The 26,849-nt window shown below is 28.4% G+C and carries 18 protein-coding genes and 1 riboswitch; of the genes, 5 read left to right on the forward strand and 13 right to left on the reverse strand.

Going from position 1 to position 26,849, the window contains the following annotated elements; genetic code table 11:
• Nucleotides 1-2 precede the first annotated feature (2 nt).
• Nucleotides 3-2,873, forward strand: coding sequence for an AAA family ATPase (locus U8307_RS02760; RefSeq protein ID WP_326910023.1), 2,871 nt, complete (start codon nt 3-5; stop codon nt 2,871-2,873).
• On the opposite strand, the gene U8307_RS02765 is transcribed toward U8307_RS02760, so the two are convergent.
• A complete protein-coding gene (locus U8307_RS02765) occupies nt 2,870-3,457 on the reverse strand; it encodes a TVP38/TMEM64 family protein (protein ID WP_326910024.1) in 588 nt (195 codons plus the stop codon). The genes U8307_RS02760 and U8307_RS02765 overlap by 4 nt on opposite strands.
• A gap of 108 nt (nt 3,458-3,565) precedes the next feature.
• On the opposite strand from U8307_RS02765, the gene U8307_RS02770 reads away from it, so the two are divergent.
• Nucleotides 3,566-4,066 carry a 2'-5' RNA ligase family protein gene (locus U8307_RS02770; protein ID WP_326910026.1) on the forward strand — a complete coding sequence of 167 codons (501 nt, stop codon included), beginning with the start codon at nt 3,566-3,568 and terminating at the stop codon, nt 4,064-4,066.
• Between the two features lie 40 nt (nt 4,067-4,106).
• On the opposite strand, the gene glmM is transcribed toward U8307_RS02770, so the two are convergent.
• The 4 genes from glmM to U8307_RS02790 form a co-directional block, all read right to left on the reverse strand.
• Entirely contained in the window at nt 4,107-5,453 is a 1,347-nt protein-coding gene (glmM, locus tag U8307_RS02775) for a phosphoglucosamine mutase (protein WP_326910028.1), read from the reverse strand.
• A gap of 163 nt (nt 5,454-5,616) precedes the next feature.
• Entirely contained in the window at nt 5,617-6,540 is a 924-nt protein-coding gene (metA, locus tag U8307_RS02780; RefSeq protein ID WP_326910030.1) for a homoserine O-acetyltransferase MetA, read from the reverse strand.
• A gap of 143 nt (nt 6,541-6,683) precedes the next feature.
• Nucleotides 6,684-7,958 carry an O-acetylhomoserine aminocarboxypropyltransferase/cysteine synthase family protein gene (locus tag U8307_RS02785; RefSeq protein WP_326910032.1) on the reverse strand — a complete coding sequence of 425 codons (1,275 nt, stop codon included), beginning with the start codon at nt 7,956-7,958 and terminating at the stop codon, nt 6,684-6,686.
• Between the two features lie 93 nt (nt 7,959-8,051).
• Nucleotides 8,052-8,155, reverse strand: a riboswitch (SAM riboswitch).
• A gap of 63 nt (nt 8,156-8,218) precedes the next feature.
• Entirely contained in the window at nt 8,219-8,716 is a 498-nt protein-coding gene (locus U8307_RS02790) for a hypothetical protein (protein ID WP_326910034.1), read from the reverse strand.
• 226 nt (nt 8,717-8,942) lie between these two features.
• Between U8307_RS02790 and U8307_RS02795 the strand changes: the two genes are divergently transcribed.
• Together U8307_RS02795 and U8307_RS02800 are read left to right on the forward strand one after the other, a co-directional pair.
• On the forward strand, nt 8,943-9,335 hold the full coding sequence (locus tag U8307_RS02795) for a helix-turn-helix domain-containing protein (RefSeq protein WP_326910036.1): 393 nt from the start codon (nt 8,943-8,945) through the stop codon (nt 9,333-9,335).
• 169 nt (nt 9,336-9,504) lie between these two features.
• Entirely contained in the window at nt 9,505-11,421 is a 1,917-nt protein-coding gene (locus U8307_RS02800; protein WP_326910038.1) for an ABC-F family ATP-binding cassette domain-containing protein, read from the forward strand.
• Nucleotides 11,422-11,531: 110 nt separating this feature from the next.
• Here the strand turns inward: U8307_RS02800 and tsaD are convergent, their stop codons facing one another.
• From tsaD to U8307_RS02830, 6 genes are all read right to left on the reverse strand, one after another.
• Nucleotides 11,532-12,551: a tRNA (adenosine(37)-N6)-threonylcarbamoyltransferase complex transferase subunit TsaD gene (gene tsaD, locus U8307_RS02805; protein WP_326910040.1), complete on the reverse strand. Its 1,020-nt coding sequence runs from the start codon at nt 12,549-12,551 to the stop codon at nt 11,532-11,534.
• Between the two features lie 156 nt (nt 12,552-12,707).
• The gene (locus U8307_RS02810) at nt 12,708-14,015 is read right to left on the reverse strand and encodes an ABC transporter permease subunit (RefSeq protein WP_326910042.1); all 1,308 of its coding nucleotides are present in this window, start codon (nt 14,013-14,015) and stop codon (nt 12,708-12,710) included.
• Nucleotides 14,012-15,079, reverse strand: coding sequence for an ABC transporter permease (locus U8307_RS02815; protein ID WP_326910044.1), 1,068 nt, complete (start codon nt 15,077-15,079; stop codon nt 14,012-14,014). The genes U8307_RS02810 and U8307_RS02815 overlap by 4 nt, the downstream gene beginning before the upstream one ends.
• A complete protein-coding gene (locus tag U8307_RS02820; protein WP_326910046.1) occupies nt 15,079-16,677 on the reverse strand; it encodes a sugar ABC transporter ATP-binding protein in 1,599 nt (532 codons plus the stop codon). The genes U8307_RS02815 and U8307_RS02820 overlap by 1 nt, the downstream gene beginning before the upstream one ends.
• A gap of 188 nt (nt 16,678-16,865) precedes the next feature.
• Nucleotides 16,866-18,095, reverse strand: coding sequence for a DUF3798 domain-containing protein (locus U8307_RS02825; RefSeq protein ID WP_326910048.1), 1,230 nt, complete (start codon nt 18,093-18,095; stop codon nt 16,866-16,868).
• 421 nt (nt 18,096-18,516) lie between these two features.
• Entirely contained in the window at nt 18,517-18,834 is a 318-nt protein-coding gene (locus tag U8307_RS02830; protein WP_326910051.1) for a hypothetical protein, read from the reverse strand.
• A 217-nt stretch (nt 18,835-19,051) separates the two neighbouring features.
• Between U8307_RS02830 and U8307_RS02835 the strand changes: the two genes are divergently transcribed.
• Nucleotides 19,052-19,813: a hypothetical protein gene (locus U8307_RS02835; protein WP_326910052.1), complete on the forward strand. Its 762-nt coding sequence runs from the start codon at nt 19,052-19,054 to the stop codon at nt 19,811-19,813.
• 48 nt (nt 19,814-19,861) lie between these two features.
• Here U8307_RS02835 and addA read toward each other — a convergent pair whose 3' ends face one another.
• Nucleotides 19,862-23,452 (reverse strand): helicase-exonuclease AddAB subunit AddA, encoded by a 3,591-nt coding sequence (gene addA, locus U8307_RS02840; RefSeq protein ID WP_326911525.1) that lies wholly within the window; start codon nt 23,450-23,452, stop codon nt 19,862-19,864.
• The gene (gene addB, locus U8307_RS02845) at nt 23,436-26,849 is read right to left on the reverse strand and encodes a helicase-exonuclease AddAB subunit AddB (RefSeq protein WP_326910053.1); all 3,414 of its coding nucleotides are present in this window, start codon (nt 26,847-26,849) and stop codon (nt 23,436-23,438) included. The genes addA and addB overlap by 17 nt, the downstream gene beginning before the upstream one ends.

Raw genomic sequence — 26,849 nt, forward strand, 5'->3', positions numbered from 1 at the left:
ACATGAATACTATAATTGTTAATTTACTTGGTTCTCCGATAGTAAAATTAAATGATGAAGAAGTATATTTCCCTTACAAAAAAGCAGAGGGCTTATTTTATTATGTTTGCATTAATAAAAAAATCACTAGAGAAGAAGCTATAAATATTTTTTGGGCAGATAATGATGAAAAAACTGCTAGGAAAAATTTAAGAGATGCTATTTATAAAATTAAAAAAACACTTTGCGACAATTTATTTTCATCTATATCAAAATCTATTATAGAATTTAATAATAAAGTTAATATAATTATTGACACTGATGATATAACACTTTCTAACATTCTTAATAAATATAACGGCGATTTCTTAGATAATTTTACTATTAAAAATTGCTATGAATTTGAAAGTTGGATGTTGGAAAAGAAAAATGATTTCAAAAACATCTATATTAAAGCTATATCTGAAAAGGTCAATGAACTCGTAAATATGGGAGATTTTAAAAGTATCCAAAAGTATAGCAATATATTAATAAGTAATGACCCTTTCAACGAGAAAACATATAGATATTTAATGAAAATTTACGCATTATCCGGAGATTACAATAAAGCTGTAAAACTATATTATGATTTAACTGATACCTTGAAAAATGAATTAGATATAGAACCAGAAATACATACAAAAAAAATGTTTGAAGAAATATTAAAATTAAAAGACTCATCTGTATTTTCAAAAAATTCACAATCTTATTTTTATGGTAGATATAATGAACTTTATAGAATAAACAATAACTTAAATAATTTTTACAATAATTACGGCTCTTCCATGTTAATATCAGGCGAAGCTGGCATTGGTAAAACGGCATTATTAAACAAAATAATATTTTCAATTGATAAAACTAAAAATATTATATTAAAATCTACTTGTTATAACGCTGAAGAAGACTTTTTCCTTAAACCTTGGCATAATATATTTAAAATTCTTGGAAACTATGTAAAAGATAATAAAATTTATATTAATCCCGCTCAAGAGCAAGTTATAAGTTATGTATTTCCTTCGTTTAATAAAAAACTAAGCAGTAAAAGCGTTGATAATATTGAACAAATTGACACTACAAGATACGAATTAGCTGTTGAAGCAATTTTTCAGTTATTTGAAAAACTATTGGAAAAGAAAAAAATTATAATCTTTTTTGATGATATACAATGGATGGATAAAATGAGTAAAATTCTGTTACTAAATATAATTACTCATTTTAAAAATAACAATATTATTTTAATTGGTGCATATAGAGATGATTATGAAAACAATTTATCTAAATTTATTACACCCTTACTTAATCGAGATTTGATTATAAAAATAATGTTGAAAAGATTCTCTTTTGATGATGTTAAAAATATTGTTTCTGATTACCTCCCTCATATGGAATCTAACAGCGATTTTTTAAGTAATATATATAATGATACTGAAGGTAATGCATTATTTTTAATTGAACTTTTAAAAGTTATACAAGAAAAGGGTTATACTAAAGAGTTATCATCTAAAGCTACTAATATTATTAAAAGCAGAATTGTAGATTTAACAAAAAATGAAAAATTAGTTTTAAATAATATATCTTTATTTTTTGATAAGGTCAGTATTGACTTTCTTAAAATGCTACTTCCTTATGATGAATTGCAAATTTTCGATATTATCGAATCCTTACAAGAAAAAAATTTAGTAAGAGAAATAATCACAGAAAAAGAGATTTTTTATAGCTTTACTCATCAAAAAATAAGAGAATATATTTATGATAATCAATCTGTAGGTAAAAAACAAATATTACATGAAAAAATAGCACTTTATTTTGAAGAACGTTTCAAATCTTCAGGTAATAAACATTTATATACTAATTTAATATACCATTTTAATAAATGTGGTAATAAATTTAAATACCTAAAATACAAAGTAGAAAACTTAACAAATTTTTATACAATATATCATGAAACATACCCTGTCTTTACTTCAGATTCAAGTAACGCTACTGAGTTCAATAGTATATTTAATGTAGAAAAAAATCTTTTAGAAATATCAAATGAACTAAATACTCTGAATCAAAATGATACAGAATATTTCAAAATTAAAATGGAAATTACTTATTTATCTGGTAGGTATTATATAACAAAAGGAGAGTATGAAAAAGGACTTAAAAATATTGATAGCAGTATGCGAATAGCTGAAAAACTTGATAATAATATTTATTTGTTAAGCAATTATAAACAAATGATTTTTTATAGTATACAGATAAACAATATTCCAGTAATGTTTAAATATATTAACAAAAGTCTTAATTTGTTAGAAAAAAATGATAATATCGAAGAAAGAGGTATAATTCTAAGATTAAAAGGCCTATATTATATTAAAATCAAAAAATATGATGAAGCAACTAATCTTTTACATGAGTCAATAAATATATTCTCAAGTTTAAATAACATAAATAATAAATATAATTTAAGTATTTCTGCATGCTATAATTATCTTGGTCAAATGAATAAGGACTTAAAAAGATATGATTCTGCATTAGATTACTTTAAGAAATCTATAGATTTGTGTACTGAAAATGGAATTTTAAAAGGAATGGAAATCTTCTATTCTAATGCAGGACAAATTTTATATGAAAAGGGAAAATATGATGAAGCAGAGATATATATAAATAAATCAATTGAATTATTTAATAAATTTGGAGCCATTTGGGGTAGAGATATGGCAGAGTGTTACTCTGCATTAATTAATATTAAGAAAAATAATTTAATAGAGGCAAAAAAACACTTTGACATTGCTTACGAGCTATCTCAAAAACTAAATAATCCTAAATCAATGCGCTTAGTAAACAACGTAAAAAAGAAATTGAACTAACTATTTCTATGATATTTTTCATATTTTTCAAGAACAAATTTACTAATCACATTTATAATAATTATAATTATTATAAATGTGATTGACTTTATTGGGTTATAAAAAAATGATCTTACATTTTGTCCAATAAATGCTAGGGACAACAACATAACAAACTTTCCAGGTAATAATGTTATTAAAAACAATCTAGTACTCATATTAGTCAATGCAGCCGCTCCACTTATTAAAAAAGAAGGAGTAAAAGGAAAACAATAAAAGAAAAAAAGCACAGTAAAATTTTTTCTTTTTATTTTTTCTAAAGTACCTTTATATTTACTTTTATTAATTCTTTTCTCAATTCTTTTTCCTCCTACTTTTCTAAGAAATAAAAATAAGAAAAATGAGCCTAAACAATTACCAATCCAAGAGTAAATATATCCTGCAAAAAATCCAAAAACACTAACATTAATTATAACAAATGCTACTAATGGCAAAAATGGTAAAAATGCTTCTATTATAGGAAAGGCAATCCCTAATAAAGGACCACCTTGCTCAACATATTTTAAAATTAAATTTGTAAAATCCGTAAAATCCATATAGTCCATAATAATTCACCGTAAAAAAATAAATTTTCTTGATTAAAATATAATTTTATATCTTGACTTTTTTTATAACTTATACTATATTAGTATATCACAGAAAGGATTATTTATATGAAATATTTCATCGGTATTCAAATTCCGCTAAAATACAAAACTAAAATTGAAATGTTACGTGCAGAATGTAGATTTTTTACGACTGAACCTCATATAACATTAATTCCACCACCTGCATTGCCAGATGATGACATATTTATTAATAAGGTTATCGATATCTGTAATAAAACTAAACCCTTCCAAATTGAACTAAATAAACTAGGACAATTTGGAAATAGGGTTTTATTTGTTAACGTTAATTCTCCTAATCTCATAGACTTACATGAAAGCATTTATAAAGGATTGAATATTCAAAAAGAAAATAGAGAATTTATACCGCATTTAACTATTGCAAAACAACGTCCGAAAAAACATATAGATATTAATGCAATTAATGAAAGGGCAGGAAAAGTATTATCTCCCTATCTTAATTTTAAATTGAAATCAATAGTTGTCTATTATCAGCCAAAAGAAAGATCCATCTACATACCATATATGCAAATACCTTTTAATTTTTAAAAAACAAGCTCAACTACTACTTATATATTCTAATCTATTACTATTTTAATCTTTCTTCTAATAATTCTGCCAGTTCATTTGCATAACGTTCTATTTCTTCTTGATTTTGACCTTCTATCATTACCCGAACTAGGGGTTCTGTTCCTGATGGTCTTATTAAAACCCTACCAGTTCCATGAAAATGATTTTCTATATTTTCAATTTTATTCTTAATAACTTCATCATATAAATATTCATTTTTCTTTTCCTCAACTACTGAAGCGTTAACAAGAATTTGTGGCATATCCTTCATAACTGATGAAAGTTTTGAAAGTTTTGTATTTTTTTCCTTAACAATACTTAATATCTGAATTGCTGTTAATAATCCATCTCCAGTAGTATTATGATCTAAAAAAATTATATGACCAGATTGTTCTCCACCTAAGGGATGCTGGTTTTTTAACATTTCTTCAAGAACATATCTATCTCCAACTTTCGTTTTAACTATATCAATATTTTTCTCTTTCAAACATAAGTCAAGTCCCATATTAGTCATAACTGTACCAACAATAGCGTTATTTTTCAATTGTCCTTTTTCTTTTAAATGAATACCGCAAATGGCAAGAATATGATCCCCATCTACAATATTTCCGTTTTCATCAGCTGCTATTAATCTATCAGCATCGCCATCAAAAGATAATCCTACATCTGCTCCTGTTTCCAGTACTAGTTTCTGTATTTCCTTAGTGTTTGTTGACCCACAATTTACATTAATATTAATACCATTTGGATCATTATGCATTACATATACTTGAGCACCTAGTTCATATAAAAGTTCTGGAGCAGCCTTATAAACAGCACCATTCCCACAATCAACAGCTACTTTAAGTCCTTTAAAATCTACATCAATAGTTTCTTTTAAATAATCCATATATTTTCTAACAGGATTTTCAATTTTTATTTTTCTGCCTACTTCTCCAGCAGTTGGTATATAATCTATATCTAAATCATTTAATATATATTCTTCTATTGAATTTTCAGTTTCATCTGTTAATTTAAATCCATCTTCATTAAAAAACTTAATACCATTATATTCTACAGGATTATGAGATGCAGATATCATAACCCCGCCATCAGCATCTAATATCCTTATCATACACGCTACAGCAGGAGTTGGTAAAATCCCAAGATACAATACATCAATTCCAGCTGCATTTAAACCAGCTGACAATGCCCCTTCAAGCATATCTCCAGATATTCGTGTATCCATTCCTACCACCATTTTGGGTCTTCTTTTTCCTTTTGTAAGAAAATATCCTCCAATCCGACCTAATTTATATGCTAAATCTGCTGATAAATCCTTGTTCGCAATACCTCTAACTCCATCTGTACCAAATAATTTTCCCATAAATTCCTCCTAAAAAATTCATTCTATACTATTTTATACAATAGTTTAGTAGTTAACAAGTCTTTTTTTTAAATACATAGTCTTTAACTCAATTATAACATATAAAAAGAGTCACTTCGCAACGACGCTAGGGTGACCTATGTCCCCCTTCGGCGTAAACAAATTATCGATGTCCTCCAATTTCGTTTATATCAAATGGTGTTTCTTGGTAAATAATGTTAATCCAATTTTTAAAAAGCAAATTAGCATGGCTCCTCCATTTTACATAAGGAGATTTTGTTGGATCATTTCCAGGGTAATAATTAATAGGTATATTAATTGATTTACCTTGACTAACATCCCTATCATATTCATTTTTCAAAGTTAATGAATCATATTCAGAATGGCCCATAACAAAAATTTTACTGTAGTCATCCGTAGTAGCAATATGAACTCCAGCATCTTTAGATTCTGCTAATATAGCAAGTTCACTAACTGATTTTATATCTTCTTTAGTTACCTCTGTATGCCTAGAATGAGGTACATAAAAAATATCATCAAAACCATTTAAAAGCATGCAAGTTTCATGCTTTTTTTCATGTTCAAATACACCAAATATTTTAGCATTAAGCATCTTTTTTTGTAGTTTATAAAAGTGATAAAGAGCTGCTTGTGCACCCCAACATATATACATTGTTGAAGTTACATTTGTTAAAGAAAAATCCAATATTTCCTTTATTTCTTCCCAATAATCTACTTCTTCATATTCCATTAACTCAACAGGCGCTCCAGTAATTATCATAGCATCATATTTGTTATATTTTATTTCCTTAATATTCTTATAAAAATTATTCATATGGCTCTCAGAAATGTTCCTTGCTTTATGAGTTACGGTATGAACAAATTCAACATTTATTTGTATTGGGGAATTTGATAAAAGTCTTACAAATTGAGTTTCTGTCTCAATTTTCGTTGGCATAAGATTTACAAGAGCAATTTCTAAGGGTCTAATATCCTGACCTTCAGCTCTATTTTTATTCATGACAAAAATATTCTCATTTTTCATTATATCGTAAGCAGGTAGTTCTGTTGGTATTATAACTGGCATATATGCTCCTTTCTATTTGTCGCGGGTGCGGACGTGTCGCGGTATGCATGCAATGCATACCCTACGTTGGGGTCGTAACGTTCTGCGGTATGCATGCAATGCATACATATTGTAGGGGACGCATTGTATGCGTCCCGTGACACTTATTTAAGCGCTTGTTCTAAATCCGCTATAATGTCATCTATATTTTCAATTCCTACATTTAATCTTATTGCTTCAGGCATAACTCCTGCTGCTATTTGTTCTTCTTCAGACAGCTGTCTATGTGTTGTACTACCAGGATGAAGTACACATGTTCTAACATCCCCTAAATGAACTACACTATTTATCCATTTCAACTTTTTAGTAAACTGTCTTCCACCTTCAGCTCCACCTTTGACTCCAAACAAGATTATTCCACTTCCACCCTTTGGAAGATATTTATTTCCTAATTCAAAATAAGAACTACTTTTTAACTTTGGATAATTAACCCATAGAACATTTTCATGATTTTCTAAAAACTCAGCTATCTTTAATGCATTTTCACTATGTCTATCCATTCTGATATGAAGAGTTTCAAGTCCTCTCAAATATATAAAAGCATTAAACGCACTCATAGTAGAACCAAAATCTCTTAATATATGGGTTCTAGCCTTAGTTATATAAGCAGTTTCCTTAAATTTCTCAAAATAACTTAGTCCATGATAGCTTTGATCAGGTTCAACCATATTTGGAAACTTTCCATTATTCCAATCGAAATTTCCTCCATCAACTACTACTCCACCAACTGCTGTAGCTTGACCATCAATATATTTTGTAGTCGAATGTACAACTATATTAGCACCATATTCAAACGGCCTACATAAATATGGTGTAGCTATTGTATTATCAACTATTAAAGGAACACCTACTTTTATAGCTATTTTAGAAAATTTAGAAAAATCTAATATGTTCAACCCTGGATTTCCTATTGTTTCTGCAAAAATTGCCTTTGTATTCTCCTTACATGCAGCTATTATTTCATCCTCTGTATTATCTGGATTTATAAAAGTTGTTTCAATACCTAAATTCTTCAAACTTGAAGCTAGTAATGTAAAAGTTCCTCCATATATTGTAGAAGCAGCAACTATATGATCACCGGAGTTACAAATAGTTAATATAGCCATCGTTGTAGCAGCCTGCCCAGAAGAAACAGCTACAGCTCCAACACCCCCTTCCAATTGAGCTATTTTATTCTCAAAAGCAGCTACAGTTGGGTTGCTAATTCTTGAATACATATGTCCAGTTTCAGTTAAATCAAATAAACCAGCAACATAATCTGGATCTTTATAATTATAAGTAGTACTTTGGATTAATGGATATACTCTAGATTCCCCTTCTTCAAATTCTTCTAAAGATTGCACTAATTTAGATTCAATGTTTTTAAAATTACTTTTCATATTTCCTCCCTGAATAAATTATATTTAAAGGAATATCGCTTCTTGCACAGCAAAATAAAAAATCCCCTTGAAGAGAGGATTAATATAATCATCTCCTCATCTCTCAAAGTTATACTTTGTCGGAATTAGCACCTTTCAGTAAACTGTAGGTTGCCGAGACTTCAAAGGGCCGCTCCCTCCATCTCTCTTGATAAGAAGTAAATATTCATTTATTAGAAAGTACTTTATACTAATTTTTTACTTATGTCAATACCTTTTAATTAATTTCTGCAAAATTTATCAATTAAATCATTTAACAATAATTGATATTTATTTAAATTATCATTATCCTTAATATTCCCTGCCTTTTTAATATCTTCTTTTATAGCATATAACAATATTTGAAAGTTTTCTTTTAAATAGTCCTTATGATACTTATCATAAAGAAAATCTGAATTCTCATTATGTCCATGCCATAAGTCAAAATATTTAATTATAAAATCATTTAAATCACTATTAACTTTTATATTATTATAAATACTGGACAAAATGTAATTATCACAATCTATTTTATCTTTACCATCAATATTATATCCATTGAAATACATATGGAATGAATTATTTTGCAACTCCAATTGTATATTTCCTTCGATACATCCAATTATAGTAATTAATAGATGCTTATTATAAATTTCATCTTGTGTTGTGTTTTCATGAATATAATTCAATAATAACTCAAAATTAGATATACTAAGATAATTATCAACGATGAATTCCAATTTAATACCCCCCGTATTAATATTCAATTCTTCTATATAAAAAAACTTATATTGTATTATTAAATAATAAAACATACTTTGCATTTTGTCAATAATTATCAAATATATTTACTTTTTGCAATTTTTTGTTGTTTTTTATCAAAGTCTACATTATAATTAGATTAACACTCAAAAAGTTATGAGGTGACTTTTTGTAATCAATTTGCAAAAGGAAGTTGGCGATATTATGAATTATAATGAGAGGATTCGTCAAATACGTATTAAAAACAAACTCACCGCAAAAGAATTTAGTAAAATCTTTGGCATTTCAGAATCAACAGTTTCACTATATGAAAGTGGCAAAAGAAAACCAGGAATTGAATTAATAATTAAAATATCCAAATATTTTGATGTTTCAACGGATTTTATTTTAGGTGTAACTGACCTCCCGAAAAGCTTATCCCAAGAATTTGAATTAGATTATAAAAAGTATTTAGAATACGTTATTTTTGAGTTAGATAATAATAACATTATTTACTTTGGAAAAGAAGAAATGAATGAACATACAAGGAGAATTTTAATAAATTCTCTTTTAAACATTTATGATACTTTACTTTTATTATGTAAGAGCAATTATTAATTAACTACGATTATATTTTGTAAGTAGTTTCATACAAAATCGCTTATCTTTATACATCGTTATAATGCAATTGATAAGTATCAATAAAATTGATATAATCAAATAGTCAAATTTAAAATATAAAATTATATACAATAAACTTATTCAAAATATAGAAAGGACTGTTTAAATGATAGTTTTATCTTGTAATGATGTTACGAAAGCTTATACAGTTGAAAATATAATAGAAAATATTTCTTTTACTATAAATGATAATGAAAATGTAGGATTAATCGGACTGAACGGTTCAGGCAAAACTACATTATTTAATATATTAACAGAAAATTTAGAACCAGATTCTGGTACCATTTTTAAAGCAAAAGGTAAAAAACTTGGGTATTTAAAGCAAAATACTACAATAGAAAGTAACAAAAGCATAATAGATGAAATGCTCACTATTTTTAGTGAACTTATAAAACTAGAACAAGATATGCGTAATTTAGAAAATAAAATTAGTACTTTTACAGAAGAAGATGATTCTAATGAGCTTGAAACTTTAATGAATACTTATGCTAAATTGAATGAACGGTTTGAAGAAGCTGATGGTTATAGTTATAAAAGCATAATTAAAGGTGTACTAAAAGGACTTGGTTTTTCAGAAGTTGAGTTTAATCAGCCTATTAATTTATTAAGCGGAGGACAAAAAAGCAGGGTTATGCTTGCAAAGCTTTTATTAGAAAGAGCTGATATAATATTATTAGATGAACCCACAAACCATTTAGATATTAATGCCATATCATGGTTAGAAAAATATATAAAAGACTTTAAAGGAACAGTTATTATAATATCTCATGATAGATATTTTCTTGATAATACTGTTAATAAAATATTTTTAATGGAAAACAAAACATTAAAATCATATAATGGAAATTACTCAGAATTTATGAATAAACGCAAAATAGAAATTGAATTAGAAACAAAAAAATATGATGAATATGAAAAAGAGATAGCAAAACAAGAAGAAATGATTAAACGCCTCCACTCCTATGGAAGCAAAAGGAATATTAGACAAGCATTTAGTAGGCAAAAAACTTTAGATAAAATAAAAAGGATGGACAAACCTAATATTGAATCTAAGAAGGTTAAATTAAGGTTTACACCAAAGCTTAAAAGCGGTCAAGATGTTTTAAAGGTGAACAATTTGGGAAAAAGTTTTGGTGAACATATTATTTTCAAAAATATAAATATGAGTATATTTAAAAAAGACCGAGTAGGAATAATAGGTCCAAATGGTATCGGTAAATCTACATTATTAAAGATAATTGCTAAAAAAATAGATGAATATTCTGGTGAATTGACATTGGGTCATTATGTAAACATTGGATATTATGATCAGGAACAAACTAATTTAAACAATGATAAAACAGTTATTGATGAAATATGGGACGACAATCCTATGCTTAATTATTATGACATACGAACAATGTTGGCACAATTTCTATTTACTGGAGATGATTTATATAAAATTATTGGTGACTTAAGCGGAGGCGAAAAAAGCCGATTATCACTTTTGAAGCTCATGACTTCAAAAGCTAACTTTTTATTGATGGATGAACCAACAAACCATTTAGATATAGATTCAAAGGAAGTACTAGAGGATTCATTAGTGAATTATGAAGGTACACTTCTTGTCGTATCACATGACAGATATTTTCTAAATAAAGTTGCAAATAAAATATATGATATGTCTAATGATGGAATTTTCGAATACTTAGGTAACTATAATTATTATCTTGAAAAAAAGGCTGAGCTTGATGAAGTTGAAGAAGATTTAGAAGTGACAAAAACTAAAACTCAAATCAACGCAGAGAAAAAAAAAGAAAGAGAATTGATTAGAGAAAGACAGCAACAAGAAAAAAATTTGAAAGTCCTAGAAGAACAAATTGAAATGCATGAATATAAAATTTCTGAATTAGAACTTGCATTATGTCAACCTTCGACATATGACGACAAAAATTTATTTATAGAAATAAATGAAAAATTAAACATAATAAAAATGGAATTAGATGAATTATATAAAAAGTGGACCGAAATTCAAGAAATTTAAAAGAAGTTATCCACCTATTGTTAATAACTTGTGAATAACTTCTTTGCTATATTACTGTATCAACAGCTTTATCCACAACTGTTGATAACTTTTTGTTATTTTTGTGTTTACTATTTTGCAAGTTTTAAATTCGGAGTTGCATTTAATGATGAATTAGCAAATTCACTTTTTAAATATTTATAATATCCTGCGCTCCCTATCATCGCTCCATTATCAGTACAAAAAATTGATGACGGCTTAGTAAATTCATAATTATGCTTAGTAGATTCTTTTTGCATTAACTCTCTTAATCGACTATTAGATGCTACCCCTCCTGCTAATACTATAGTTTTACATTTTTTCAATTTAGCTGCTTTCATTGTTTTGTATACAAGTACTTCTACTACAGCTTCTTGAAAACTTGCAGCTATATCTTCCGGAATTACAGCAATATTTTTTTGTTCATTGTTATGAATATAATTTAAAACGGCTGATTTTAAACCACTAAAACTAAAATCCAACGTATCGTCATCAATTACAACTCTTGGGAACTTAATTGCCTCTTTATTCCCCATTTTAGCTGCTTTATCAATTAGTGGACCTCCTGGATAACCAAAACCTATTGCTCTTGCTATTTTATCATAGGCTTCTCCAGCAGCATCATCTCTTGTCTTACCCATTATTTCATATTCACCATAATCTTTAACATAAACTAAATCTGTATGGCCTCCAGATACAACAAGACATATATATGGAGGTCTTAATGTCTTATTTTCAATATAATTGGCACATATATGACCTTCAATATGATTAACCCCAATTAAAGGTTTTTCCCAAGCATAAGATAATCCTTTCGCAAAATTAATTCCTACTAATAAAGCTCCAACTAAACCCGGTCCATATGTAACTGCAATTGCATCTATCTCATTATGAGTTATATTAGCTTCTATTAATGCCTCTTGTACTACTTGATTTATATTTTCTATATGTTTACGAGAAGCAACTTCTGGCACAACACCACCAAATTGCTTATGTATTTCTATTTGAGATGATATTATATTTGATAAAACATTTCTGCCATTTTCAACTATAGCTGCAGCTGTTTCATCACAGGATGATTCTATTGCTAAAATCAATATGTTATCTTTCATTTATTTCCTCCAAACTTTAAGTTTCTCTGATTATACTACTCAGTTAAAATTTATGCAAGTTATAGAATGATAATTGAAATGTTATTATAAATTTAAAAGATGGATTTGAGTTTGAAACTCAAATCCATCTTTTATTCTACATTGATATATATTTTATTATTCTTCTCCGTCTAATGTTATCTTACCTTTTTTATTCGATCTCCATACATGTAATCCTAATGCAAGACCTATTACTCCGTAAACCATAAACGTTCTGAAATATTCACCTAACAATGCATTACCAAATAATGATTGACCTATTTCAGGCGACATTATAAACATCGAATTAAATAGTATTGTACCTAACAGTGCATTGCTTACCTTTGCATTTTGCGTAGAAGCACCACCAACTAATATTGATGCAACTGAAAACATACCTATTTGCGTATGGGCGTTATATGTATTTAAAGTCCCCATATTTTGTAAAAACATAATTTGTCCCCATGAGGCTAAAACTGTAGACATAATAGTAGCAATTATTCTTGTTCTATCTACATTTATACCAGATACTTCAGCTATTTGCTGACTTTGCCCAACACTTCTAAAATCCTGACCTAACTTGGTCTTCAAAATCAATTCATTAAATATACATAAAGCTACAATCAACAAACCAGTTACTACAGGTACATCTCTTACCATCATAAGACTTGATTCAGTAATGATAGCATGTATACTAATTATCATTAATATAATACATATAACAAAATTTATTATTGTCATAAAATTATTTGATTTATTAACTAATTTATTTTTATTTCTAGTAACCCTTAAAATCTGCAACCCTAGCACTACTACTGAAATCATTAACACTGCCCACATAAATGGTATTTCCATTATATTGTCTAATGCGTACTTAAGTCCACCATCTTCAACAGGAACTAAGTCAACAGTCATTCTTACACCGACACCATCAGGTTTTATCATAGGATGACTTGATGGTACTTTAATAATTATACCTACTACAAATAGGAATAAAAACTGATATATCCCATTAGCAAAGAATCCAACTATTAAGCTGGCTATCATTTCCTGCCCTCTTGTCTTATTGTATAAAAGACCTGTAAAATAACCAAATATACCAGCTATAGGTAAGGCAAGTAAAAATGTCAGAATCAATCCTGAAAATCCGCCTAAACCAAAATATCTAACTATTGCTATAGAGATTTGACCTGCCATAGCTCCAACAACAATACCAAAGTTTAATCCTAAACCAGCAACAACTGGTATTATCAATGACAATACTAAAAATGCATTTCTAAAAAATCTACTAGATAGTTCAGTTAAAAAGTAATTAACTGATACTCCATCTGAAACGAAAAAACCAAATATTGTAAATACAATAAATATAATTGTTACAATATTATTTAACATCCATTCTGATTTTTTTTGAACTCTCAATCTTTCACCAGTAACATTATTCATCATTTGTCGCCTCCTTTTACTTGTGTTAAAGCATAAAGGATTATACCATTTTGAATTACCATACGCATTATTTCAGATAAATCTGTTCCGGCAAACACTTGATTTGCAACTGGTAAAGCTGTTGTTAACAATCCTTGAAATAATATTACACCTATTATAACATGAGATACTTTTGCTTTAGAAGCTGTAGCGCCACCAATCAAAACTGCTGCAACAGCAGGAAATGCCATCATTAATGGTGCATTATATAACTGTGCATATCCATAACTTTGAGAATATACTATTATACCTACTGCTCCAAATATCGTTGATATAACATTTGCTAAAATTCTATTTCTATTTATATTTATACCTGCAGCTTGTGAAAATCTCGGACCTGATCCACCAGCCGATATTGCAATACCTGATTTCGACTTAGAAAAAATCCAAAACAATAAACAGAAGAACAAGAAAGTCAGTAGTAACCCTGTAGGTATTATAACACCAGCTATTTCAAATCTAAGGAAGTTATTTAAGATCTGCGCTGCTCCTATAACGTCTAATTGTACTGTTTCTCTTAAACCTTTTCCCATAAACCAGCGCATATTAGGATGTTTAAATGGAAGCATAAGCCAAAACAAACACATAAAAGCAGCTATTGAGAATCCCGTATATGTTGCTATTGTCATTTCTGAACCCTTAACAGCATTTAAAAGTTTACCATACAAATATCCTACAACACTTGCAAGGAGTATTGCAAAGGAAATTGAAACTAATAACCAAGATAGACCTGTAAATCCTAATTCAATAGAACAAACTATTGCAAACAAACCACATACTATTCCAACTGGTAAAGCAAAGTTTGGTCCTGTACCTGATTGGATTGAAGGCACCATTGCAAGTACTAAAACACCATTCATTCCAGCCCTTTTCAATGTATCACTCAATAATGTAGCCATAGAAATTCCTAAAAATCCTCCGGAAATAAGAAGTCCTACCCAAAATACAGCAATTATAATTGTTGGTAACCCAATTTTACTAACTATATCTTTTAAAAATGAACTACTTTTTTTATCTACTTGAGTCATTATGCTTCACTCCTTTCCGTATCATTTCTTTGGCTTCCAGACATCATCAAACCAAAATCAGCATCTGAAGCATTTGGTTGAAGAACGCCTTCAACTTTACCTTCACATATTATTACAATTCTATCACATATGCTTCTTAATTCAGCCAATTCAGAAGATGTCATAATAATTGTCATTCCATACTCTGTATTAAGTCTCAATAATAAATCAAGAATAAGTTTTTTAGCACCTATATCTATGCCTCTTGTCGGTTCAGAAACCAATAAAAGCTTAGGATTCAATGCTAAAGCTCTTGCTACACAAACCTTTTGTTGATTACCTCCACTCAAGCTTCCTGTTCTTTGAAGTGAAGATGTGCATCTAATGTCTAAATCTTTAATTGATTTAAGAGCATGTTCCCTTATTTCTTTAGAATTTTTAAAACTGAAAGGACCATATTTATTTAAAAAATTATCATTTATCTGCATTGCATTAAAAACTATATTTAACTCTATAGATTCATCAAGTAATAAACCTATACCTTTTCTATCTTCGCTAACAAAACCTAATCCAGCCCTTGCAGAAGCTTTTGGACTGTTTAAATTCAATGGACTACCATCGAAGACAACTTCACCCTTTGAAGGAAATACGCCCATTAAACCATTAGCTATACCAAGTTTACCTTGTCCAGCTAATCCACCTATGCCAAGTATTTCTCCCTTTTTAACTTCTAAGTCAATACCCTTAACTCTTTCACCAGGCATCGCTACCTGTAAATCATTAATACTCAAAATAACTTCATCAGAAACATTTCTTTCAATACTTTCATCTCTTTCGATTGTAACTTTTCTACCAATCATTAATTGAGCTATTTCGATTTTGTTTGTATCTTTAATTGCTTTCGTGGCAACGTGTTCCCCATCTCTAAGTACAGTTACTGTATCTGCAACATTCACTATTTCATCAAGCCTATGACTAATAAAAATTATTCCAATTCCTTTTTGTGAAAGCTTTTTAATTGCAGCCAATAAATTTTTAGCTTCTGCTTCAGCTAAAACTGCTGTAGGTTCGTCAAAAACTAATATTTTAATTCCAGTTTTATCAATTTCCCTTGCAATTTCAATAAACTGCATATGTCCAACTGGCAACCCAGCCACAGGTAAAAACTCGTCAATATTCATGTCTAGAGTATCTAATGCTTTTCTTGCATCTTTGCTCATACTTTTAACATCTAGAGTTTCAAGTCTCTTACCTAAAACACTGCTTACAATATTTTGTTTTGTAATTTCTCGATTTAACTTTATGTTTTCTAAAATTGTAAATCCCGGGATTAACATAAATTCCTGGTGCACCATACCTATACCACAGGCCATAGCATCATGTGGTGATTTTATATGAGTAGCTTCCCCATCTATTTCTATTGTACCTTCATAACCACCAGTAGTATGGATAACAGGCATGCCGAATAATATATTCATCAATGTTGATTTTCCAGCACCATTTTCCCCAATTAGGGCATGTATTTCACCTTTTTTCAGCTCTATATTTATATTTTTTAGTACTTTGTTTCCCGAATATTCTTTAGAAACATTTTTTAAGCTTAGAAGGTTATCACTCAAATTATTACCTCCTTTGTAATAAGATTATTATTCTAAATTCAAGTTTCTTCAGAATCGTTAATCACTTCTAAAACTTGATGATAATCAGGTAAAAGGGAATGTGACAGAAGTTCCTGTACAAAGAAATTCTGAAGCATTCCCAACTATAAATTTAATTACATTGTTTTTTTCATTAATTTAATTGCTTATTATTCACCATAAGTCAAGAAGTCCATAATAACCAATCTAAATGTTGGATATTCTACTGAAGTTCCATCAGCTGTTTCTTCTATGTAAGGACTTGTTTCAACTGCAACACCAGCATAATCAGTCATTAAATCAGCTAAAACGTCTGGTTCTAATTCTTCACCAACTTCACCATTAATCCATTTAATTGCATATTCAGTTGAAGAAACTGTATTCATCATAGCAACTGGTACTGGCCAAGTTGAAAATCTTCCTAAAACACCATTCTCATCAAGTATTCTAGTAGTTTCATCAATTACATGCTGCATACTGTTTTCGTCAAATCCTGATGATTCTATTCCAAGAGCTGTTGGGAATCCATGATATGGAGAAGGACAACATGGTTGTGGATAAATTGCTCCGGCATCAACACATGCTTTAATCAACGGAACTTGCATTGCGCAGTTAGTTGAGAAGAAAGCAGTATCCTTACCATACTTATCTACCATCTTTGGAACATCTTCTAATATAAATTGTTGTGCACCAGGAACACCTGCATCACCAGTTGGATCCGGAGCTGTTGCATCAACAAATTCAAGACCTATTTCTTCACAAGTTTCAATCATAAGTTCTCTTCTTTGTGAAAGAAGAACAACTGACATATGTCTTGGGAATGAATAGTGAACTAATGTTTTAGCACCCATTTTTTGTGCCTGTTTAGGAATATTTACACCCATTTTCAATTCATCTGGTTGTAAAATTAAGTCCGCTCTATCTGCAACATCAGGTGGATTTTCCTGAGGAGCACAATATGCAATAAACATATCATCACGAGTTTCCAATAATTTATCAACAGCTGCATTAGTTCCAGGAACAGCTTGATTAATAATTAAAGCTTTTATTTCTGGATTAGATGCTACTTTTGTAATAATACTTATCATTTGCTCTTGTTCAGTCATAAAGTTATCTGGCCATAATACATGCTCAATCTTATCTTCACCATATTTCTCAACCATTAATTGAGCTGAACGATACTCCTCTTCATTTTGAGATAGAGTATTGGTAACAATAGCAACCTTGCCTTCGAAAGCTTCAGCTTGTGTTTCCCCTGCTGGAGTTTCTTCACCTGGAGTTTCTTCAACTGGTGTTTCGTCAACTGGTGTTTCGTCAGTTGGAGCATCTGTTTCTTGACCACATGCTGCCAAACTTAAAACCATAGTTAGTACTAATAAAATACTAATAAATCTTTTCATTTTAATTGTCCCTCCTAATTAAATTGTAAATATTGGTATTACTTATTCATATATTATAGTTGAATATATATAAATTGTCAAATATTATTTAATTATGCATGTTATGTTAATTTTATTATTGCATGTGTATTTATCGCCTAAATGCAAACGATTCACAATTGCCAATTATACAACATTTCTTATTTTTTGATTTAATTCAAACATTGCATTGGAATAGCTCGAAAGACGGATATCGTTTTCATGTACTGTTTATGCGTACAGTGCAAATTTATGCGAAAAAGCGACTGTAATGATAACCCAAAAACATATTATACTTATGCAGTATTTTGTTTTGATTGCATATTTATGTAAACCTTTATTTTTAGTTTTCCTAAATCTGAAAAAAAGCGAGGTGTTTACCTCACTCTTTTACTTATTTATATCATTTTAAATTATCCAAAAATTTTTTCATTTTCTTTTTTTGTTCTGGATTTAAAAACATTTCAAAGTTCTTAAGATCTTGAAGTTTTTTGTTATATTCTTCTTCCCCATACTGTTCCTTTAATTTTTTACTAAATTTCTTAGCTTCTTCAAGAATTTCATCATCAGATTTACCCTTATATTTATCTTTAAATTCTTTAAACTGTTTGTTATTAACAAAATCTTTTACATTGCTATCATTTGCTGCCTTTTTAAATTCTTCACTTTCAGTAATTTTGTTTATATCTTTGTCATCAAAATTTTTAAAAATATTTGCCATAATATACCTCCATTCCATAATACATAATATGCTCTCTTATAAAATAAATTACACTTAATTCGTACGTAGATAATAGGTATTAGTAACAATATTTGGGTTAAGGCATAAAATATAATAATCTAAATGTTTGTAATAAGAAGGTGATATTATTCCAATTTCAATATTATTATACGCGATGGCTGCAAAATATCTTTTTAGTAATAACAAGGCTTCCGGAATGATTTCTAAACTATCCGGTGCAACTAGAGGTATAACATCTGGTCTGTTGACAGATCCACACAGTATAGAAAATCTTATAAGTTTTGTCAGAGTAACTGCACCTCTAGCATCAACACAAACAGTATCAAAAGTAAATACATATTTACCAACTTTTGAAAAAATGAGCACTTTATTAGGAATGTACTCTTTTCTTAATAGAGCCCAAAATTACGCACCAATTGAACCAATATCCGGAAGCAGTGCCATGGATAAAGTTAGTGCATTAATAAAAAATGGTAATATTCCAATAGGAAAAATGGTAGCAAAACCACTTTTATCAAACAATATGGAAAAAATGATGTCAGAAATGGCAATGGAAATGTTTAAAAACGGAAACTTTAATGACATTTTATCAACTATGGCTAATCAATTTAATTCAAATCAAAATTCAGAAAAAAGCAATGAATCATCCGAAAATAATAACATGGATTTTAGCAGTTTAATAGAAACTTTTATGCCTTTATTAAACAACATGACATCAAATAGCACTTCAGAAAATGAAAAAGAAATCAATGAAGAAAATGACGACTATGAAAATGACAATTATCAACAAAATGATAATGAAGATATGAATTTACTTACAAAGGAAATAGAACCAGAAATAACCGAACTCGAAATAGAAAATCTAGAATATGATGAGTCTTCATATGATAAAAACCAATACCCTCAGCATGAAAACAATAAACCAATTCGAATAAAACAAAGAAGAAGACGTTTATAAATTGTAGGGGACGCATTGAATGCGTCCCGCTGTAATGTCGCTATATCGTCATTCTATAATCTCCACTGCTTCACCTAAATCAAACAAATATAAATAACATGCTTTTACTTTTTTATTTGTAATTTTTTCTACTGCCTCTTTATAATATAGTATTTGTAACTTGTATTCATTCTTGACTTTTTCTACGCCAAATTGAGATATATCATCTGTTTTATAATCAACGATAACAACCTCTCCATCTTCATAAAAAAAGCAGTCAATTATTCCTTGAATTAAAATTATATCTTTTTCATCTAATGAACACAATATTTCTTTGGCTTTCTTTTTAATAACAAATGGAACTTCTCTCTTTACATAATTAGAATGTAACATTCGTTTACCAATATCTGTATTGAAAAAATGTACAATCTTTTCTACTTCAACAATAGCAGCTTCTTTATCTGTAAGCATTTTTTTTGCTACCATATTATTTATTTGAAATGATATTTCTTCGAAAGATAATCCCTTATTTAATAATAAATGTTGCATTACAAAATGTACAATAGTACCAATTTCAGCCTTAGTAAAATCTTCTTCCTTAAATTGAGGAATATTTCTTAAGGTAGGTATTTTATAATTAATCCTATCTAACTTTTCTTCTTGTAATACTTTTATGTCAGTGACTGAAAGTTTAGTTGGTACATTAATAGATTTGTTAAAAAAATACTGGAAATTTAATCGATTGTTTATTTCTTCCGTCATCTTACTATTTTTATTAACTTTAAAGTCCATTATTTCTTTTAATCGCTGGTCTTTAACATTTATTGACCCATTATCTTTCTTCTTAATATTAAATAAATCAATTTTGTTTATCTTCCACTTAGAAAAGTTTTCATTTTCTCCAATTTTATAATTATTGTCATCCTTAATTATTTCCTCAACATCATCTAAAGTCTTTTCCTTAAACAAACAGGTACAAATCCAATCTAAATATGAATCCTCAGAATAAATGTTGTATAGGGATGGACCTTTTTGCCATTTTTTTACCTTTGTCTCCAAATTATCAATAGTTCCTATTAAAAGAAGTTTATCTACAGCTCTTGTCATAGCAACATAAAGCACCCTCATTTCTTCAGACAAATTTTCTAATTTTATTACATTTTTTATAGCAATCCTTGAAAAAGTCTCTTTATATATACGCTCTGTAGGATTTATATACTTTGGTGCTACACCATAAATTTTATGCTTTAAAATGTTTTTAGTAGTATCTGTTTTATTAAATCGTTTATTAAGACCACACATTATTACAACTGGAAATTCTAAGCCTTTACTCTTATGTACAGACATAAGTCTTACTACATTATCATTTTCTCCCAATGTTTTTGCTGTACCCATATCTCCTGATGAGATATTTAATTTTTCAATATATCTAAGAAAATTAAACAATCCACTCATTGATGTCTTTTCAAATTCATAAGCTTTATCAGTAAGTAATCTTAAATTTGCCTGCCTCATATTTCCTCTTGGCAGAACTCCAACAAAATAGTAATATCCAGTTTCCATTAGAATTTCCCATATAAAATCACTTAAATGAGCATATCTACTTCTTTTTTTCCAGCCTTCCAGTTTTGAAATAAATTTATCTAACTTTTCAGCTAAAGAATCATTTACTTTATTTTTATAATCATACACTGCATCTATATAATTATATTTAGGATTTAAAACCCTTATTTTTACAAGATCCTCAGTTGTAAAATTACCTATTGGAGACCTCATAACGCTTAACAAAGGTATGTCCTGCCTAATATTATCGATAATTTTCAATAAATTTAGCATCACCTGAATTTCGATTGTTTCTAAATAACCTGCACCACCATCATAGTAAAAAGGAATTCCCTCATCACTGAAAATTTCTTCGAAAATTCCAGCCCAATTTGATACAGACCTCATGAGAATCACAATATCTTTAAGTTCAATATCTCTAGATTCCTTTTTAATTGGATTATATGTTTTTTGTTCAAGTAGTTCTTTAACTTTTTCAACTGTAAAGTATGCTTCTAACTCAGCAGTTTTTAAAGACTTAATTTCATCGTCTATTTCTTCATCAGATTTAGAATTTTTGTCAATCAAATAAATCTCTGTACTTTTATCATCATCTTCATTAAATACTGCACCTGAATTTAAAAATACTTCCTCTGTATAATCCACCTCCCCTAATTTTCGAGACATAATATTACAAAAAATATAATTAATACTCTCTAAAATTTCCTTTCTGCTTCGAAAGTTTTGATTCAAATCTATCCTTATATTTAAACTATTATCTTCAAAATTTGGATAACTATTACTTTTTTCATTAAATATACTTGGGTCAGCAAGTCTAAATCGATATATACTTTGCTTAACATCACCAACCATGAATAAATTATTTTCTCTCTTAATTTGACTTATTAATTCTTCTTGTAAACTATTGCTGTCTTGATATTCATCTATAAAAATATATTTAAACTTCTTTTTATATCTTTCTCCTATTTCAGGGTCCCTTAAAATTTGCAAAGCATAATGCTCAACATCATTAAAATCTGCTATTGCTTTATCTAATTTTTTATTTTTAAAAGTTTCACTTAAATCAGCAATAATATTATATAAAGCATTCATAGGTTCATACATATAATTTATATCTTCTGCAAATTCTTTTAATTTTTTATTTGGAATATATTTTTTTATACTACCAATTATTTTTTTATAATCATCCCTTAATGATTTAACTTTCTCCTGCTTATCTGGACTTATATCTTCCTTTGTTTTTCCTCTTATTTGTTTTAATTTAGGAAACTCAACATTATGAACTGCATTAATAAAACTTTGAAAGTTAGATTCTACTAAAGATTGTAAACTATTTAAGTTTCTTATATCTTCATCTATCGCATCAACATAGGGATATGGACCATCTATATCATCACAAATATATTTTGCTGATAGCAAAGCTTCAGTTGCTCCTCCTAAAAGCAAATTAGCATAATCTTTAACAGCTTTTAACCACAAACTTTCAGATATATCATCCTCAGATACAGTAAGCATATTAATTGAATCTTTTAACCAAATTAATGGGTCTGGAAAACTTAATATAAATTTATAAGCATCCTTTATAATGTCATATAACTCAGAATCTCCTCTATTTTTGGTAAATCCTTCAACTAGCTTAATAAAATCTTCTGATTTTTCAACATAAGCCTTTTCTAAAACTTCATCTATAGACTCTTGCATCAAAATATCAACTTCATTAATATCTCCTATTCGAAAACTAGGATCTATCCCTATAACATGAAAGTTTTTCCTCACAACATCTATACAAAACGAATGTATTGTAGAAATATTGGATTTATTCAATTGATTTATCTGATTTCTAAGATGTTCTTTTTTTCCTTCACCTTTTTGTAATGATTCAAGTAGTGATTTTTGAATTTTTTGTTTCATACCATTGGCAGCAGCATTTGTAAATGTTACTATAAGAAACTTATCTATATCTTCTTCTTCGTTAATTACTAACTTAATAATACGTTCTACTAATACGGATGTTTTACCTGAACCAGCAGCTGCAGATACAAGTATATTTTTATTTCTTAAATCAATAATCTTTTTTTGATTAGGAGTCCATTTCATCACTTGAATCGCCACCTTCCATCATTAACTGCAACAATATGTCATCTTTAGTTTGCTTCTTAATTTTTCTATACTTATTACCATCAACTGATACATCAAACTGACATATCCCAGTATAATTACAGTAAGAACAAGGGGTTTTATTACCTGCTTCTTTTCTATAAGGGTTTATATCAATTGCACCATCTAATATTTTACCTGAAATTTCCTTTGCAATATTATCTGTCTTATTTAAAATTGCTTGAAATTGATTTTTAGCCAATGTATGAGATTTTTTCGAAGTACTTCCGTCCTTATTAAATGACACAGGTATTATATCAGAAGATTTTTTCTCAATTATTTCATTATCCATATTTGATATAACTTCTAAATCATCTACAATTATGCCTTTTAAAGAAAGTTTGCCAAATATCTCATCTTCTGGATTTTTATCTCCAAGATTATCACCATCAATCATTGGATCATCTATGCAGAAATAGTAGGCTCCACCAATTTCAGGATGAGACATCATTAACTTATCACCTTTTTTAAGAACTGCTGACATATATACTAGAAGTTGTAACTGAAGTCCTTCAATGGCATCAGAAAAATCTATATCTTTATAAGATGATTTATAATCTATTATATTTATATAAGTTTTGTCCTCTTTATTATAAACGTCTACTCTATCTATTCTACCTTGTAAATAAATGCTCATTTCATCAGAAATTTTTATTTCAACAGATTCAATTGAAGTTTTACCTTTTTTACCAATGGAAAGTTCTGTGTATACAGGTCTGAAATTACCTCTCTTAAGCTGTTCTATTATTGTATACGCACCTCTGTTTACTAATCTTTTGATTTTTTCCTTCATATATTTATTTCTTTCATTAGCATCAAGAGCAGTATAGTCTAGTTTACCTTCTTGTAGTACCTTTTCTGTGCAAGATTGAGCTAAAACATAAATACTATTCTTATCTAATTTATTAATATCAATTTTATTAACTGCTATTTCATTAGTAAATTCTTCAACTGCCTTATGATAAATGTTTCCTAAATCATAAAATTCAACTTTTTGTACAATCCTAGGCTGAGGTTTAATTATATTTTCCATAAAAAATTTAAATGGACATTCTGCAAAACTTTCCAATTTAGATACTGACATACTTACAGGAATTTCATAAATTTTTTGCAAATTTTTATTATTTATTTTTTCCGTCTTATTGTCGTATGATATTCCCTTAGATATTAATTGACACGCATTATTGTCATTAGTTTCATACCATACATATACATCCTTCCATATATCATCTATTTTTTTACCCTCTATATAATCTCTAATTTTTGATACTAAAAAATCCATAGTTCCTTTGGAATTAGATATCTTTTCAATTTCTTCTATACAACTTAAATCTGTTTCTTCGCTTAATGTAGGGAATATTTGCTTTAACCGCTCTATATACATTGAAGGCTGTAAAGTTTTACCATCTGTCGTACCAAGAGCAAAGCTAACATATAGCTTGTCCATAGAACTAGTAAAAACTTTATATAATAAATGTTTTTCTTTATAGAAATTAAATTTTGAATTTAATAGAAGTTTCATACCACTATTAATAAGAGTATCTCTTTCATTATCTAGTAGCAATCCACCTTCCATTTTTTTAGAATCCAATTTCCCTTCATTTGCCCCCATAACAAACAACGCCCTTGATTTTATAAAGGAAATTCTATCTATGCCACCTACAGTTACCTTATCTAAAGTTGGTGGAATAATACTTATCATGATTTCTCTAAATCCAGCCTCAATCATTTTTCTATATTCTATTGGTGTAATTAAAATATCTCCTCCAGCTAAAATTATTTGTTCAAATATATCCATAACATAATTCCAAACTTGAGCATTTTCACTGGACTTTTCAAACATTTCATTTTTTTTAAAAACACCTACTTGTTTTTCTATCTTGTCCTGTACTTTATGATTGTTTAAAAATTCAAAAATAAATAAAGTTATATCAAGTGCACTTCTCAAATTTAAAAAACTCTTTCTACTGTCCTTTAAATCCTTTGAAAAAACCAACCTTAATTTCTCAAAATATTCAATGTCATCTGCATTAAATTCAAATGGTTTAAACCACTTATATCCTTCTATGCCATATTGAAGTGCAAAATTTTCTAATTGACTTACTTCATTATAATTAAGGGATGTAAATCCTGTTTTTAAATATTCAAAAACACTATCATGTTTAAAATTAAAAATAAACATATCAAGTAGAGATAAAATAAATTTCGTAAGAGGATTATTCATTATGTCCCTTTTTACATCTAAAAAGAAAGGTATCTCATATTGGGTAAACACTTTATTAATATTAATTCCATAACTATCCATGTCCCCTACAGCAACACAAATATCTTTCCACCTATAATTATAATCTCTTACTAAAGATATAATTTTTGTTGCAGTTTTTTCTGTTTCAGTGTAGGGATTCATTGAAGAGTAAATGTTGATATTATTTGCTTTACCTTTGAATTGATATGAAATTATAGAAAACATATTTTTTTCAATTGCTTCAATTTCATTATTATACTTATTATATGAAGTAGGAATAATTGATAATTCATCTTTAAAATCTTGAGATATCAAATTATATGTATCATAAGGTACTTTAAATGCTTCCCAATCATCCGTACTTTGTAAGTTCTCAAGTAAATTTGCATCAATATTTAAAGATATTGTAACTTCCTTTGCATACTTTATCAATTCTTTAATCAAATCATACCTTTGCCCATTAAAGCTGTCAAAACCATCTATCCATATTTCTGAATTTTTGATGTAATTGGATTTTTCAATAGCACTTATAAATAAATCCATCTTATCTTCTTCATCGTAAAATTTATTCTTCGTTTTATTATTTAAATCATTATATATTTTAATAACATCGGTTAACTTTCTATTAAGGAGTTGATTTTCTCCATCATCTAACTTAAACTTTTTTATATTTTCCAAAAATTCAGTACTTACATGATTTTGTTTAAACTCACTTATCAATTGATCAAATTCCCTTAAAAACCCATCTTGTTTAGATGCCTTTTTAAACACTTGAAGATTATCAAAGTTTTCTTCGAATATTTGTTTTAATAGCATTATTTTTCCATAGCTATTGATTTCTTGAATCTTAAGTCCTCCAACTTCTTCAAATACTTTATATGCAAGACGTTTAAAGCTAAGAATTTCAACATCCATAATACCAGAGTTATTAATTCTATCTATGAATTCATATTCTGATAAATAAGTCATTTGTTCAGGAACTATAAGAATTAAATTATCATTAGAATTATTTATTATTTCATTGTTTATTTCATCATATATATATGTTGACTTTCCTGACTTTGCACGTCCTGCAACAACCTTTAATCCCAT

The sequence above is a fragment of the Sedimentibacter sp. MB31-C6 genome (genome assembly GCF_035934735.1).
Taxonomy (GTDB): Bacteria; Bacillota; Clostridia; order Tissierellales; family Sedimentibacteraceae; genus Sedimentibacter.

Bases quoted from the DNA above. Each gene is read 5' to 3' on its own strand.
- U8307_RS02760 (WP_326910023.1), top strand. From the start codon at position 3: ATGAATACTATAATTGTTAATTTACTTGGTTCTCCGATAGTAAAATTA.
- U8307_RS02765 (WP_326910024.1), bottom strand. From the start codon at position 3,457: ATGGACTATATGGATTTTACGGATTTTACAAATTTAATTTTAAAATAT.
- U8307_RS02770 (WP_326910026.1), top strand. From the start codon at position 3,566: ATGAAATATTTCATCGGTATTCAAATTCCGCTAAAATACAAAACTAAA.
- glmM (WP_326910028.1), bottom strand. From the start codon at position 5,453: ATGGGAAAATTATTTGGTACAGATGGAGTTAGAGGTATTGCGAACAAG.
- metA (WP_326910030.1), bottom strand. From the start codon at position 6,540: ATGCCAGTTATAATACCAACAGAACTACCTGCTTACGATATAATGAAA.
- U8307_RS02785 (WP_326910032.1), bottom strand. From the start codon at position 7,958: ATGAAAAGTAATTTTAAAAACATTGAATCTAAATTAGTGCAATCTTTA.
- U8307_RS02795 (WP_326910036.1), top strand. From the start codon at position 8,943: ATGAATTATAATGAGAGGATTCGTCAAATACGTATTAAAAACAAACTC.
- U8307_RS02800 (WP_326910038.1), top strand. From the start codon at position 9,505: ATGATAGTTTTATCTTGTAATGATGTTACGAAAGCTTATACAGTTGAA.
- tsaD (WP_326910040.1), bottom strand. From the start codon at position 12,551: ATGAAAGATAACATATTGATTTTAGCAATAGAATCATCCTGTGATGAA.
- U8307_RS02810 (WP_326910042.1), bottom strand. From the start codon at position 14,015: ATGATGAATAATGTTACTGGTGAAAGATTGAGAGTTCAAAAAAAATCA.
- U8307_RS02815 (WP_326910044.1), bottom strand. From the start codon at position 15,079: ATGACTCAAGTAGATAAAAAAAGTAGTTCATTTTTAAAAGATATAGTT.
- U8307_RS02825 (WP_326910048.1), bottom strand. From the start codon at position 18,095: ATGAAAAGATTTATTAGTATTTTATTAGTACTAACTATGGTTTTAAGT.
- U8307_RS02830 (WP_326910051.1), bottom strand. From the start codon at position 18,834: ATGGCAAATATTTTTAAAAATTTTGATGACAAAGATATAAACAAAATT.
- U8307_RS02835 (WP_326910052.1), top strand. From the start codon at position 19,052: ATGATTTCTAAACTATCCGGTGCAACTAGAGGTATAACATCTGGTCTG.
- addA (WP_326911525.1), bottom strand. From the start codon at position 23,452: ATGAAATGGACTCCTAATCAAAAAAAGATTATTGATTTAAGAAATAAA.
- addB (WP_326910053.1), bottom strand. From the start codon at position 26,849: ATGGGATTAAAGGTTGTTGCAGGACGTGCAAAGTCAGGAAAGTCAACA.